This is a genomic window from Arsenicibacter rosenii (genome assembly GCF_001870735.1).
Classification (GTDB): domain Bacteria; phylum Bacteroidota; class Bacteroidia; order Cytophagales; family Spirosomataceae; genus Arsenicibacter; species Arsenicibacter rosenii.
Genome location: NZ_MORL01000008.1, coordinates 91,998 through 106,637 on the forward strand (window position 1 = coordinate 91,998; position 14,640 = coordinate 106,637).

At 48.9% G+C, this 14,640-nt stretch carries 15 protein-coding genes; 7 read left to right on the top strand and 8 right to left on the bottom strand.

Annotation, left to right across the window (positions count from 1 at the left end; genetic code table 11):
- Positions 1-16: 16 nt before the first annotated feature.
- The 6 genes from BLX24_RS16170 (at position 17) to glgX (ending at position 5,386) form a co-directional block, all read left to right on the top strand.
- Positions 17-232, top strand: coding sequence for a hypervirulence associated TUDOR domain-containing protein (locus BLX24_RS16170; protein WP_071504209.1), 216 nt, complete (start codon positions 17-19; stop codon positions 230-232).
- 3 nt (positions 233-235) lie between these two features.
- Positions 236-583 (top strand): DUF3140 domain-containing protein, encoded by a 348-nt coding sequence (locus BLX24_RS16175; protein WP_071504210.1) that lies wholly within the window; start codon positions 236-238, stop codon positions 581-583.
- Positions 584-686: 103 nt separating this feature from the next.
- On the top strand, positions 687-1,142 hold the full coding sequence (locus BLX24_RS16180; RefSeq protein WP_071504211.1) for a ferritin-like domain-containing protein: 456 nt from the start codon (positions 687-689) through the stop codon (positions 1,140-1,142).
- A gap of 131 nt (positions 1,143-1,273) precedes the next feature.
- On the top strand, positions 1,274-2,137 hold the full coding sequence (locus tag BLX24_RS16185; RefSeq protein WP_071504212.1) for an AraC family transcriptional regulator: 864 nt from the start codon (positions 1,274-1,276) through the stop codon (positions 2,135-2,137).
- Positions 2,138-2,241: 104 nt separating this feature from the next.
- A complete protein-coding gene (locus tag BLX24_RS16190) occupies positions 2,242-3,093 on the top strand; it encodes an SDR family oxidoreductase (RefSeq protein WP_071504213.1) in 852 nt (283 codons plus the stop codon).
- A 166-nt stretch (positions 3,094-3,259) separates the two neighbouring features.
- A complete protein-coding gene (gene glgX, locus BLX24_RS16195) occupies positions 3,260-5,386 on the top strand; it encodes a glycogen debranching protein GlgX (RefSeq protein WP_071504214.1) in 2,127 nt (708 codons plus the stop codon).
- Between the two features lie 56 nt (positions 5,387-5,442).
- Here glgX and BLX24_RS16200 read toward each other — a convergent pair whose 3' ends face one another.
- From BLX24_RS16200 to BLX24_RS16230, 7 genes are all read right to left on the bottom strand, one after another.
- Positions 5,443-6,174: a DUF3891 family protein gene (locus tag BLX24_RS16200; protein ID WP_071504215.1), complete on the bottom strand. Its 732-nt coding sequence runs from the start codon at positions 6,172-6,174 to the stop codon at positions 5,443-5,445.
- Positions 6,175-6,295: 121 nt separating this feature from the next.
- On the bottom strand, positions 6,296-6,802 hold the full coding sequence (locus BLX24_RS16205; RefSeq protein ID WP_071504216.1) for a pyridoxamine 5'-phosphate oxidase family protein: 507 nt from the start codon (positions 6,800-6,802) through the stop codon (positions 6,296-6,298).
- Positions 6,803-7,045: 243 nt separating this feature from the next.
- Entirely contained in the window at positions 7,046-7,462 is a 417-nt protein-coding gene (locus BLX24_RS16210) for a four-helix bundle copper-binding protein (RefSeq protein ID WP_071504217.1), read from the bottom strand.
- Between the two features lie 58 nt (positions 7,463-7,520).
- On the bottom strand, positions 7,521-7,706 hold the full coding sequence (locus BLX24_RS16215; RefSeq protein ID WP_229201826.1) for a DUF2188 domain-containing protein: 186 nt from the start codon (positions 7,704-7,706) through the stop codon (positions 7,521-7,523).
- Positions 7,707-8,089: 383 nt separating this feature from the next.
- Positions 8,090-9,571: a hybrid sensor histidine kinase/response regulator gene (locus tag BLX24_RS16220; RefSeq protein ID WP_071504219.1), complete on the bottom strand. Its 1,482-nt coding sequence runs from the start codon at positions 9,569-9,571 to the stop codon at positions 8,090-8,092.
- Positions 9,572-9,731: 160 nt separating this feature from the next.
- The gene (locus BLX24_RS16225; protein WP_071504220.1) at positions 9,732-10,154 is read right to left on the bottom strand and encodes a response regulator; all 423 of its coding nucleotides are present in this window, start codon (positions 10,152-10,154) and stop codon (positions 9,732-9,734) included.
- Positions 10,155-10,224: 70 nt separating this feature from the next.
- Positions 10,225-12,069, bottom strand: coding sequence for a sensor histidine kinase (locus BLX24_RS16230; RefSeq protein WP_071504221.1), 1,845 nt, complete (start codon positions 12,067-12,069; stop codon positions 10,225-10,227).
- 272 nt (positions 12,070-12,341) lie between these two features.
- On the opposite strand from BLX24_RS16230, the gene BLX24_RS16235 reads away from it, so the two are divergent.
- The gene (locus tag BLX24_RS16235; RefSeq protein WP_071504222.1) at positions 12,342-12,989 is read left to right on the top strand and encodes a porin family protein; all 648 of its coding nucleotides are present in this window, start codon (positions 12,342-12,344) and stop codon (positions 12,987-12,989) included.
- Between the two features lie 96 nt (positions 12,990-13,085).
- On the opposite strand, the gene BLX24_RS16240 is transcribed toward BLX24_RS16235, so the two are convergent.
- Entirely contained in the window at positions 13,086-14,564 is a 1,479-nt protein-coding gene (locus BLX24_RS16240; RefSeq protein ID WP_071504223.1) for a sigma-54-dependent transcriptional regulator, read from the bottom strand.
- Positions 14,565-14,640: the final 76 nt, after the last annotated feature.

Genomic DNA, 14,640 nt, shown 5'->3' on the forward strand with positions numbered 1-14,640 from the left:
ATTAACCGGTAAGCACATGGCAACGCTGAAAAAAGGCGATGAGGTTTCATGGAAGTACGGCACCGGCACAGCCAACGGCCGGATCGACAAGGTGTCGGACCATGACATAACCAAAACCATTAAAGGTAAACAAGTGAAACGAAAAGGCTCCGCCGACGAACCCGCTCTGGTTATCAAACAGGATAATGGGAACCAGGTGGTAAAATCAGCCAGCGAAGTCAGAAAACACTAACGTATGGCAACGATCACGGTAGACGATAAAGAGAAAAAGGATATTCGCGCCAAATTCGAGGCGTTGGTCAACATGACGCCGAAACAAATAGAATCCTGGCTTAAAACCGATGAGTCTAAAGCTGTTGGCCAGAAAAAAGGCGATAGCACAGAGTCAATCGGTCATCAGTCCGGTGAAAAAATTATCCACATTCTCCAGAAGAAAGTGAGTGAGTTAGACAGTACCGACTATGAGCACATGCAGAAAGTAGTCAGTTACATTAAACGGCACTCCGCGCAGAAACCTGCGCATCCGGAAGAGAGCAACTGGGCCTATTCGCTCAAAAACTGGGGGCACGACCCAACCAAATAATAGGTTTTAGTTGCCATTAAAAGACATTTATTCAACTTTTACGTTGTAATTGTAGACAAAGTCTATCAAGCTTAAAAACAATTACCATTAACTCAACGAAATCATGACAGTTAAAGAAACACGGGGTGAAATCCTCGACGCACTCAACAAACTTTTGACCCGTAGCCACGATGCCGAAAAAGGGTATCAGGAAGCCGCTGAAAACGCTAAGGATGCCGAACTGAAAAGCCTGTTTCTGGCCCAGTCGCGTCAGCGCAGCGAGTATGCGATGGAATTAGACCGTGAAGTCCGCGCTTTAGGCGGAGATCCGGACAACAGCACCAGTGTATTATCGGACTTACACCGTGCATGGATCAACATTAAATCTGCTTTTGCAAGCGATGATGATAAAGCGACAGTTGAAGAATGTAAGCGCGGCGACCAGGAAGCGCTGAACGACTATACAGCTGTCTTACAAGAAACTGATCTGGCGGCCAGCACCCGTGAGTTGTTGCTGCGTCAGAAAGAGAGCATCGAATCGGCACATAATTCGATGACTCGGCTAGCCTTGGTAGTGTAGTGAATGGTGGGATTGGAAAGCCTGCGCCCTTTGGGTGCAGGCTTTTTTGTTTCCGGCAACCGACGGAATTGGCAGCAACCGCTTATATTAGGCTTTTCGCCGCTGATTGTAATACGCTTGCGTAAGGTCTCATGTCAAAAATTACCGAGGTCAATTTTAAGGGCGGACTCCCTATGGAAATTGAGGTGATTCCGATCCGTAAAACCGTTCAGAACCATAAATCGATTACCCGTCCCCATCGGGCTACATTCTACCACATCGTCTGGGTACAGCAAGGCACCGCTACCTTTCTGATTGATTTTGAACCAGTCCAGATTCGGGAGAACTCGTTTCTGTTTATCAATAAAGACCGCGTTAAAGCCCTCACCAGTGATGCCCCCCACGACGGTAAAATCCTCCTGTTTACCGACGATTTCTTTGCCAGAACCGAGGAAGATACTACCTCCCTGCACCGTTCTATTCTCTTCAATGATCTGCTCGAAACCACAGCCCTACCCGTTGGCCATCTCCCCTCGCTCCAGATGCTTTTCAATGAAATTGAAACGGAGCTAACCCATGACAATGACGCCTATCAATACGACATTGTCCATAGCCTGCTGAAAGCACTGCTGACAAAGGCCGAACGCGAACGGAAACGCGCGGGCTATACCGAACTCGCCAGGGACCTGAATCTTGCCTATACCATTCAGTTCAAAGAGTTACTGGAAGAACAGTTTGCAACGCAAAAATCGGTGAGTCACTATGCCGGAGCACTGCATATTTCCGAAAAGAAACTCACCACGGCCACCATCCGTACGCTTGATAAATCGCCAAAAAACCTGATCGATGAACGCGTCATGCTGGAAGCCAAACGCCTGCTGGTACATACCAGCTTTTCGGTAAAGGAAATTGGCTACGAACTTGGATTCGATGATCCTACTTATTTCGTGAAATATTTCAGAAAGCATACCGGCAAAACCCCTGTTGCGTTCAGAGAAAGCTATCCGGCCCGGTAGCGGCTGAAAAGTACCATCGTTTTACCCGTTTTTACCTTTATAGCTCCCTTTTTTATGCTGAAATTTGCCATCAGAATCATTATCAGGATAACTAATACAATACCATGAAAATAGCATTGACAGGAGCCACCGGCCAGCTGGGCCGCCTTGTGGTAGCGATATTGAAAGAAAAAACAGCCGCTGAACATATTGTCGCCCTGGTCCGTTCGGCCACCAAAGCGGCTGATTTAGGCGTCGACGTACGGGAGGCTGACTATGAACAACCGGAAACACTGACAGCCGCCCTGAATGGCGTTGATACGCTCTTACTGATTTCCGGCAACGAGATCGGTAAGCGGGCCGCTCAGCACAAAAACGTTATTGAAGCTGCCCAAAAAGCCGGCGTTACATGGATCGTCTATACCAGCCTGCTGCATGCCGATACGTCAACCATCAGCCTCGCGGGTGAACACCTGGCGACGGAAGCGCTGCTGGCTGAATCGGGCATCCCCTACACGTTGCTGCGCAATGGCTGGTATACCGAAAATTACACCGGCTCGATAGCCGGTGCCGTGGCAGGCGGCGCATTTTTAGGCAGTGCGGGCAACGGTAAAATTTCCTCAGCCGCCCGTCAGGACTTTGCCGAAGCTGCCGCTGTCGTGCTGACAACTGAAGGCCATCAGGGTAAAACCTATGAACTCGCCGGTGATCAGGCTTATACGTTGACTGACCTGGCCGCCGAGATGTCAAAACAAACAGGAAAAGATATTCCTTACAAAAACCTGCCTGAAGGCGAATATGCGGCTGTTCTGGCGTCGTTTGGCATTCCGGAAGGCTTTGCGCATGCCATTGCCGGCTGGGACGTATCCGTTGCCAAAGGCGATTTATTTGACGAGGGGCGTCAGTTGTCGACACTGATCGGCCGCCCGACCACGCCACTGGCCGAAACAGTAGCTGCGGCACTGGCAGCGCTATAAATTCATAAAACGCTGCGCTGTAATGCATTAACAGCCTGAGATGCCATAAACAGGATATGTTAGAGGAGACGCAAGATCTTGCGTTTCTACATTTAAAAACATTCTGCCTGCACCTGTAGTTTCCTATCAAATACTCAATATAGTTTTGGTAGGAACACTACACGTTATGAAAAATACAGAAACTGCAGACGCTTCGCAGGAGTCGATTCAGTCGAAGCCAGGTAAGCCTTACCCGCGTGGTGCCAACTTTGATGGCGAGGGGACCAATTTTGCACTCTTTAGTGAAAATGCGACGGCCGTATGGCTTTGCCTGTACGACGCCGATAAACCTGATCAGGAAAAAGTACGCATTCCGCTTACCGAACGCACTGAGCTCGTATGGCATATTTACCTCGATGACGTTAAACCCGGCCAACTGTACGGCTATCGCGTTGAAGGGCCCTACGAGCCTGAAAACGGCCATTATTTCAATCCGAACAAACTACTGCTGGATCCATACGCCAAGGCCATCAACGCGCCTGTAACGCAGGATAACACCTTGCTTGGTTACGACTTCATGAGTCAGGATGAGAACCGGCACCGTGTCTTTAACGACAGCGACAGCGGCCCTACAGCCCCGAAAAGTGTGGTGATCGATCCGGCGTTTGACTGGGGGGAGGATACCCCGCCAGCCGTTCCGCTGCATAAGTCGGTCATTTACGAAATGCACGTAAAAGGCTTTACGCATCAACACCCGACTATCAGTGAAGCTATTCGTGGCTCATATGCGGCCCTCGGTACGCCCGAAAGCATTAGCTACCTCAAAAAACTGGGCGTAACAACTGTTGAACTCCTGCCGGTTCATCAGTTTGCCAACGACAGCTATTGGGGATATAACTCCATCGGTTTCTTTGCTCCGCACAACGGATACGCCTCCTCAGGAATGATGGGCCAGCAGGTGACCGAGTTTAAGGAAATGGTAAAGGCGCTTCATAAAGAAGGCATTGAAGTGATCCTGGATGTGGTCTATAACCATACCTGCGAAGGGAATCAGTATGGCCCGACCCTCATGTTTAAGGGCATTGACAACCGGTCGTATTACCGCGTGGTTGAATCACAGCCGGAGTTTTATATGGATTATACCGGTACGGGCAACACCCTGGACTTAACTCATCCACGGGTGCTGCAGCTGGTCATGGATAGCCTGCGCTACTGGGTAACCGAAATGCACGTCGACGGCTTCCGCTTCGACCTTGCCCCTGCGCTTACCCGCGACGAAGAAGAAACCGGCCGCGTGTCTTCGTTCCTGGATGCCGTTGCACAGGACCCGATCCTGGCTCCGGTGAAGCTTATTGCCGAGCCGTGGGATATTCAGTCGTATCAGGTTGGAAACTTCCCCGTGCGGTGGGCAGAGTGGAATGGCCGCTACCGCGATTGTGTGCGTGCCTTCTGGAAGGGAGACGAAGGTAAAGCCCATGAAATGACTTGCCGCGTACTGGGTAGTCCGGATATGTATGCCAACGACGGCCGCTCTCCGGCCCATAGCGTCAACCTGATTACCGCTCACGATGGCTTTACGCTGAATGACCTCGTCAGCTATAACGACAAACACAACGACGCCAACGGCGAAGATAACCGCGACGGCCACAACGACAACCTGAGCTGGAACCATGGCGCCGAAGGTCCGACCGACGACGAGGCAATCAATGAACTCCGCGAGCGCCAGAAGCGTAATTTCCTGACGACGCTTTTCTTCAGCCAGGGAACTCCTATGCTGGTGATGGGCGACGAATGCGGCCGTACGCAGCAGGGTAACAACAACGCTTATTGCCAGGATAACGAAATCAGCTGGATGAACTGGCAGTGGGACGATAAACAGCAGGCGTTATTCGACTTTACTGCTCAACTCACGGCGCTCCGTCAGGAGACACCCTTACTGAGCCGCCGCCGCTTCTATACCACCGATCAGATCACGTGGCTTCGCTGCGATGGCCAGCCAATGGAAAGCGGTGATTACGAAAACGGTCAGACCCGTTGCCTGGGCCTGTTGATTGACGGTTCTGCCGTAGACGAACAAACGGAAGATGGCAATCAAATCGGCGAGAAGGAAGGCAAAAAAGAAATGCTGCTCTGGCTGATGAATGCCTACTGGGAAGACCTCACGTTCCATATGCCGAAAGGAAGCCGCGGAGGCTGGCATATTCTGGCCGACACAGCCAAAGGACAGGTGTACCCGAAAGAAAAAGTTGTACGTGGCGGTGAAGGCTTTACGCTACCGGCGCGGTCATCGGTGCTGCTGCACTGCCTGGCATAGTGCTGTTTAGCTGTTCTCTTTCAACTCCCCGGGGCTTTCAACTCCCGGGGAGTTTTTTATTTGCCCTTCACAAACTCCCACATCAACTGCACCACTTCACAGTCGTGAATCGCATTGTATAATTCTTCATCCGACGTAAAGCTTAACTGAGGCACCTGATAGGCTTCCACATGTACGGTAAAAGCCTCCTGCCCGAATGGCCACGGATCAACACTGACGGCCCCCTCAGGCTGCTGATAAATGAAATATGTTTTTCCGTCCGGCCCTTTGCTGATTTCCAGACGCCGGCCTTCCGGTGGCAGCAGGTCCTGACACAAAATCAGCGAAAGTGCGTCGCACCACTGCAGAAATGCGTACGCATAATCTGCTTCTTTCTCTGACGCTACACAGGCATCACGCCACGTTTGCTGATTTTGTAGCTGTTCGTCCAGAAAAGCATCCAGCGCCTTATCATGCCCTTTTTTAGTAGCATAGAGGAATGTGGTATGCATGGATAACATCAGGGCATTCCAGCGGCTCTTTTCCAGACCAATCCGGATCATATTCCGGCATTGCTCCACGGAATATTCCAGTATTTTAAAGTCGAGCGGGGCGCCGGCCTTAGTCAGATGGTTTCGTTCAGCCCACACATCCTGCCCGTCGTCGTGTTCGGTTAAGGCGATGAGTGTTTCAACCCAATGTGTCGGGCGCAGTTGTTTTTTCCAGCACAAGGCCAGCTGAAACGCCAGCAAACCATGGGCCTGCTGATGAATAATCTGCCAGCCAATATCGATCTGTTTAACAATCATGTACGTATTGAGTCAAGTCGTTGAGTCGTAAAAAAAGCCACTCCTTGCGGAGTGGCTTCGTTAAAAAGAGGAAGCTATACCGGTGAAACGCTCTGGTAAACATTCACCTACGGAACCATAATTAATGTAATACTACTTTTTCGTTCTCCCCTTCCTTGTAGGTATCACCGGTCAGAATGGCGCGTGCCATTTCAACCAAACGAACCATGCGGCTGGAAGTGGAGTCCCAATACTCTACCGTGTCCATCTCTACTTTGAGCAGGGTCAGATTCGGGTCTTCTTTTCCCTCCGGAAACCATGGCTTAGCAATTGGCGACCAAAGTTCATCAATCTTTGCCTGATCATCTACCTCTTCGGCATGACCTGCCACCGACACATACGACGCGTCACTCACACTGGCATAACTGACGTTAACCAATTGCTGATGATTGTCGATCTGTTCTGTTTTCGGAGAATGTTTTTTTGTGAAGAACCATAAATGCCCTGCCTCATCCACTTGCATGGTAGCCATCGGGCGGCTCAGTAGTTTGCCGTCACTGCCGACTGTCGTCATCATACCGATTTTGATATCGTCGATCAGCTCACGGACTTTTTTAAGGTGTTCATTGTTTTGTTGTTGCGTATCCATAACGTTGAGAGTCGTAAACCGTGGCCCGAAGGCCCGGATTCACTGTTGAGTAATAAGCCCGGAAGGGTTGGATCATAACAGGATTTTGTCCGCTATTGATTTTTACCTCTACAGCTTCAGCATTCAGGCAGCAACTACTATCTCACTCCACATCTGCTTACCTGCCATGACCCCTTGCTTCCGGATATTTTTATCGATGTCAGCTCGTACCGGTATTGCCGGTACCAGGCTGATTACTGTCGATTAATTGTATAATGTTTCGCGGAGGTCGATTCCGTAAAACAAAGAAGAAGGTGTTGTTGCCGGATTGGTTGTTTCAATACTTTCCTGATGGGCCATTTCCAGAATGGACACGCAGCTGCGGATCGTCTGATGGCACATCGCAAATACCTGAGCGCTTTCTTCTGTTGAAAACTTAGCCGCTTCGTCGGCACACTTTTCACAGATTTCAATGCAGGTTTTAGCCAATAACCGGGTGTTTTCTGATCCCCGTACGTACAACATGGCTACCTGACGGCAAACATCTGCACAATCAAGGTTGAGGAAGATATAGCGGTACCAGTTTTCAATATCGTTTTTTCTTGAACATGCAGTTGCTGACTCATCACACAGGGCTGCACAGCTAGTCAAGGTGTCGTAGATACTCTTCTTCCAGTTCATAAGTTAAGTTAATTTTCAATGTTGGTAACGGGTGAACGATAGCGCGCTGCAGGGTTTATTACAGTCGGCGGGTATACGAGTAAGCGGGAGCAGGCTCATTAACCATCCGTGCCTGACGGGCCAGCCGACGTGCTTCAGCAATGCTGATGGCAACGGCCTGTGCTTTGTCGACCTCACCGTTTGCGAGAAGGAAGTTTGCTATCTCAATCGCTTTCTCACGTGTGCTTGGATTCAACGATCGCATGGCTGCCGGAAAATGAGTATTGCTCCACATAGCTTTCTCTGTCTTGTTCTTTGATTAACTGTATAGCTGATTTAGTGCCATTATAGACGGAGACATAGAACAGAGGTAACAAAAAACTTAAAACTCGCTGATTAAAAGCGAGTTATTATTTTCACTTGCTGTGCCAGTTACCATAAAATTGTTTCGGTTTTTTATTGTAGATGTGGAAATCCGTGGAGCATTGGGGAGATTATTACACACTTATTCTACGTTCAGTAAATAAATTCTATAGTATCAGTATATATTATCGTAGGAGACAATAAAATGGTTGGCTTAAAAATAACCGGGCCGGTTACCCAGTAAGCATGGGGTAACCGGCCCGGCGGTTCATGCAATGACTCCGTTTATTTAGGGAAACATAACTTAAAGGTGGTACCTTCTCCCAAACGGCTTTCTACATCAATTGTCCCACGATGGCTGTTGACAATGTTTTGTGTAGTTGTCAGACCAAGGCCCATGCCACTCGATTTACCAGTGAAGAAAGGGTCGAAAAGGCGTTTACGGTTTTCTTCAGTAATGCCACTCCCATTGTCGGAGACCATTACGCAAACCAGTTCATCGTCGTCGGTGCAACTCGTAAGGATAGTCAGTACGCCTTTGTTCTGTTCCATGGCCTCTACGGCATTGATAAATACGTTCAATAACGCCACTTTTACCTGTTCACGGTCAATCATCACCGTACAGTCTTCTTCGGTAAAGTCGGTTATTAACTGCATTGATTTCAGTTTCAGACGATCGGCTACCAGTTCAATCGTATCCCGTACCACATCATTGAGGCTTTGCGCCTTCCGGTCCAGTTCACGGGGCTTAGACGAATTGAGCATTTCGGTAATTAACTGACCGATCCGGTTTACGTTCCGGTTGATGATGTCGGTATACATCGTCAGGTACTCATCGTCCGACGGCAGCTCTTCTTTCAGCTGTTCCAGCGCCAGACTGAGGTTAGTGAGCGGATTCCGGACTTCATGCGCAATGCTACGGGCAATTTTTCCGGTCATGCTCAGCTTTTCGGCAATGATCAGCTCCTGTTGGGCGCGTTTCTGTTCGGTAATGTCACGCACGATGCCCTGATACCAGTCGGTCTGCCCCATCACATCCTCAACCGACCATACCGAGATCAGGCAAATGCGCCGGCGACCGTTTTTACTGATCAGCGTTGTTTCAAAATCTTTGATCTGGCCAAACTCCCGCACCGTTACCCGCAACTGCCGCAGAAAATCAAGGCCCACAAACAGGCGGGCCGGATTCAGCCGCTGCAACTCTTCCCGGGAATAACCAAGCAGTTGTTCAACGGAAGGGTTTGCATCACGGAACTGCATTTTATTATCCATCACAAAGATGGCGTCCATTGATCGCTCAAACAGGGTACGGTACTTATTTTCGTTTTTCGACAACTCAGCCAGCGTTTCGGCCTGCTTGAGTGCATAACGAATACTACGGCCCAGCACCTGGGCATCAATCCGGCCTTTGACCAGATAATCGGCGGCTCCCAGTTCCAGAGCCGACTGATCGACGCTGAAATCGTCCTGACCTGTGAGCAAAATCATCGGGGCATGGCATCCGTGCCGGAATGCTTCCTGAATCAGGTCAATACCGGTATATTCTCCCAGCCGGTAATCGACCAGGTACACATCGTATTTATTGTTACAAACGGCTTTCAGTGCATCGGCATAACTATCCACCCAGTCAAGGCGGATGTTTGCGTTCTCCCGTGACGAAACAAGGGTGCGGGTCAGCACATAATCATCCTCATCATCCTCGACCAGCAAGACATTGATTTTGTCTTTTTTAGTCGTTACGTCCAGTGTTAGCTCCAGTTGATTCATAGTGTTTAAGCTATCTACCACATCGCTTACGGATCAAATCGGCCGGCCAGGCGATACAGTAACGTTGAGTTCATCGGATTGTGTCCGTGAAACCGAATGGATTATGCCAAATGGATAGCGGTCCGGTAACACGTTAACCACTTCACCTGGTTGCCCCGGTTTATTTGGGCAATTTAACAGTTTCGAGCCAGTACACTTTCAGTGCACTAATAATTTCAACAAGTCTGTTAAAATTAAATGGCTTGGTTATAAATGAATTAACACCAAGGTTATACGTTTTTATGACATCTTCATCGGCGGCAGAGGTAGTCATGACGACTACCGGTAAACGACGCAGCCGCTGATCATCCTTAATTTCGGAAAGGGCCTGAAAGCCATTCTTGCGGGGCATATTCAGATCCAGAATCAGCAAGGTTGGCCACGGGGTTTCCTGGCCTTCATACTTCCCGTGTTGCCGGAGATAATCCAGCAAATCTTCGCCATCTTCGACTGTGCGAATGTCGTTCGTATAGCCACTCTGTCGGAGTGCCTGCTCCAGAAACATACGATCATCCGCATCGTCGTCAGCAATTAATATTAACATGTTCTGATGGCGTTTTCTTTAAAATACTGCTTATAAGCAAGTTAAACTGAAAAGAGTCTACAACGACAGCTTACCGGCACGGCAATAAAATGGTAAACGTTGCCCCTTCACCAGGAGCTGCCGTTGCCCGTATATCTCCCTGATGGTTTTCAATTACCTTTTGAACAATGGCTAACCCGATCCCCGTTCCATTATATTCACTGCGACCATGCAATCGCTGAAAAACATGAAAGATGCGTTCTGAATAAGCCGGGTCAAAACCAATACCGTTGTCAGAGACAGTAATCTCGACATAGGCACTTGCTTTTTTATCGGATTCAGACCAAAAAGGCAATTCTGTGGCCGACCGGTTCTGCGTAGTAATTTCAATTACCGGCGGCACATTAGCTCTATTGAATTTCAAGGAATTTGATAGCAAGTTCTGAAACAATTGCCGTAACTGCAAGGCAGAACCTTGTATTATTGGTAAGGTCTCTGCTTTTATAATGGCTTTTTTATCAGCAATTATTGCCTCGAGGTCATCCGTTACTTCAGATAGTACCTGATTGAGGTCAATTTTTCCGAACGCTTCCCGATAGGAGGCAATCCGTGAATACATCAGTAAGTCGCGAATCAGGACCGACATCCGGCTGGCCGCACTCTGCATCCTCCGGATCAGATCCGTTCCCTGATCGCCCAGAACCTCCTCATACTGGTCGCGCAGCACATCGCCGAATGACTGAATTTTCCGGAGTGGTTCCTGTAAATCGTGGGATGCCACATAAGCAAATTGCTCAAGGTTCTGATTGGATCGTTTTAATTCATTGACCGATGATTCAAGCTGCTGCTGGGCATGTTTTACAGCGGTAATATTGCGTAATGTGGCAACGGCCATCACCGTCTGGCCTTCCGAATCATTAACCGGTCCGACAAATACTTCGTAATACTGATCCGCAATTTCTTCGTTCATGTAGCGGCTGCGGCCGGCGAGCGCATCCGAAAAGTTCTGACGGATATAAGCAGCCATCTCAGCCGGTAAAATTTCTTCCAGCATATGCCCGACCAGGTCTTTGATCTCCGTCAGGAAAATAGCGGGCAGGTCGCCGTTGGCAAACAAAATCCGGTAATCGCGGTCGCAGACCAGCACACCGAGATCTGGTACACTTTGCGACATCGTACGAAACAGACTGGCCTGATTATCAATCTGTACCTGCGCTTCACGGCTACTCGTTATGTCAATAAACGTAACCACAATACCATCATCCAGCGGGTTAGCTGACAAATCGAGCCAGCGAATCCCGACTGGCTCATGATAGCGGGCCTGCGTGCGTTGCGGCTCACCACGCTCTACAGCCTGACAGTACCAGTCGAATAACCCCATCTCGATTTCTTCGGGGTATAATTCGCGCAGGGTTTTGCCAACAATCTCCCCTGCCTGCTGGCCAAGCATTTCTTCTGCCGCCTTATTGGCCGACTGCAGTTCAAAATCAACGATATGACCTGCCTCATCACGAAGGCTACGGTAGGCCATGATTCCGTTAATGGAGCCATTCAGCACATTCTGGAGTAAGGTGGCCTGTTGTTGGATCCGGAGAGATGCCGTTTTGTCGATCAACCGGCTGCACACGAGAACCCCGTCATTCAGCTTATTAATGCGCAGGGAAAAATAACCTTTCAGGTTCGGGTCAAAGTAGTCATATTCCCGTAGCGTTCGTTGAGTCAGTACCGCCTTGTACTCCTCAAAAAGTGGCCGGATCGAGGCTTCATGCGCCGTATTATCTCCAAGCAGCAATAAGCCGGGAGATACCTCATACCGGCCTTCAGCCATATTCGCTATCTGCTGATTAAAATACACCAGCTGAAAATCAACAACTTCCCCTGATTCATCGCGGATAGTCTGGTAGTATACCACACCATCAGGCAATAGATCTAACATCTGTGCCAATGGGAGGCCCGGCTGTTCGGAAACCTGTCTCGTACTCATACGCTCATGATAGTGTTCTTCCCCAAACTGTAGAACCTCCTCCTCGCAAATGACTATGGCTCCAGTTGGACTGTCCAAAGATTAATAGTAAATCAATAGTAGTAAATCGCTGACTATCAACCCTAAACAGAACCCGTCTTTTGCCGGAATATGATTCTGGCACGAATTTGCGACAGCGGTATACGACAGCGAATTAGTTCAAAACTATAAAACTTCTCACCAAGATGGCTACAAAATGGAGTAAAGCCTTGTTATTAAGTGCCGTTGTTTTTGCCGGCACACAAGCCGTGCAGCAAACGCAGGCACAATCAACGACAAAAGTCCGTGCAGGGATCAAAGGTGGTTTCAACGCCAGCACGTTGTACTACGATAACGCAAACGCGAATGACCGGAAAGAACGCTATGGCTTCCACGCCGGTGTGTTCGCTCAGATTCCGGCCGGCGAATTCTTCGCTATCCAACCCGAACTACTATATACAACAAAGGGGGCTTCGGCAAATTATAATGTTCTTGGCTTCACAGGCCGCAATACATTCCGGATGAACTACGCCGAGCTTCCTGTTCTGGCAACATTCAAACTGGGTAATGCTGTCGAATTACAGGCAGGGCCTTATGCCTCTTATCTGCTTAATTCTGATATCAGCACGAATGGTGATTTTGGAAGTGGAACGACAACACTTAACCGGGACGCTTTTAACAAATTTGACTACGGCGTTGCCGGTGGCCTGAATATTTACTTCGGCAAAGCTTTTCTGGGCTTACGTTATGGCCAGGGACTACAGCGGATTGCCAATTCAGACGCATCGCGGGCTATTCTGGGTAATGCCAAAAACGGCGTTGGCATGATTTCTCTCGGGGTAAGCCTGAATTAAAAAATGGACAATGATCTAATGAATAATGTATAATGGTATCCGTCAGCGAATTGGCTGCACATCTCATTATACATTATTCATTAAGACTTATTCATTTTAAAGATGTATATCGTATGCTTTCAATTTGTTGTACAGGGTCTTACGGTCGATATTCAGCACTTCTGCTGCTTTGGTTTTGTTGTATCCGGTTTTTTCGAGCACTTTCAGAATGGCAGCCCGTTCAGCGTTTTCAGAAACCGATTTCAGGTTGCTGGCTGGCTGGGTAATAACCGCCGTTCCGGGCCGCAATGTATCCATCACCTGTGATGTCTGCATAATCGGTTCTTCCGGAGCCAGATAGGTAGGGTGCACAATTTCATGCGGCAAAGCTTCAACCAGGACATAATCCCCCTGTGTCAGCAAAACAGCCCGTTTAATGACGTTCTGTAACTCACGAAGATTTCCATGCCAGTAGTAGTCTTTAAGCTTCTCACGGGCATCGTCTTCGAATCCCTTGACATCTTTTTCAAGCTGGTTATTGGCCAGTTCAAGAAAATGATCGGCAAATATCATGATATCGCTCCGGCGCTCACGCAACGGCGTCAGCTCAATTCTGAACTCATCGAGCCGGTGAAAAATATCTTCCCGGAAACGCCCCTGCCGAACGGCATCGCGCAGGTCCTCATTGGTAGCACAGATAATACGGACATCTACCGAAATATCCTGATTACTGCCAATCCGACGGATTTTTCGTTCCTGCAATACCCGCAGGAGCTTGATCTGGTTATCGTAGGACAGGTTCCCGATTTCATCAAGAAACAAGGTGCCGCCATTGGCAAATTCAAAGCTACCGGCCTTGTCATTCAGTGCACCGGTAAAAGCGCCCTTCGTGTGGCCGAACAACTCACTACCGGCCAGCTCCTTTGATAGCGCACCGCAGTCAATGGCCACAAACGGTTTATCAGCGCGTTTGCTTCTCAGGTGAATAGCATTGGCCACAAACTCTTTCCCCGTACCGGTTTCGCCGGTAATGATAACCGACATGTTGGTCGGTGCAATCAATTCGATATGCTTCTGGAGTTGTTCTGCGGATTTGCTTTTTCCGAAAATAAAGCGTTTCCCGTTCGGGGCAAGTGTAGCTGTCTTTGCGGGTCGCCCTACCGCTTTGCTGGCCGGAGTAGCAGCAGGGGAAGCTGATGAAGCGGCCGGAGCAACAGGCTGGGCCATCATCTGCGCGCGGCGTTCAAAAGCACTTTTTATCGTATACAGAATTTCGTCGGGATAGAGAGGCTTTGTAACATAGTCGAAGGCACCGTATTTCACGGCCTGTACCGCCACTCTGACATCCGAGTATCCCGTGATGATAATTACAGCAGTAGCCGGGTTCAATACCTTAATCCGCCGGAGCATTTCAAGGCCATCAATATCAGGCAGCTTAAAATCGCATATGACGAGTCCGTAGGCGTCTTTACGCAATAAGGTTAAACCATCTTCGCCTTTAAGCGCCGAAGCGGTCTTATATCCCTGTTTACTCAGAAAGCGTTCGAGCAGTAAACAGATATCGCTGTTATCGTCTATTATTAAAATACGCTCCATGTTATGGGTGATGATGGGTATGAAGTGGCAGACGTTTTTCCTGAAAATTAGTCGGCGGCCTGGCTCCGGATCCACA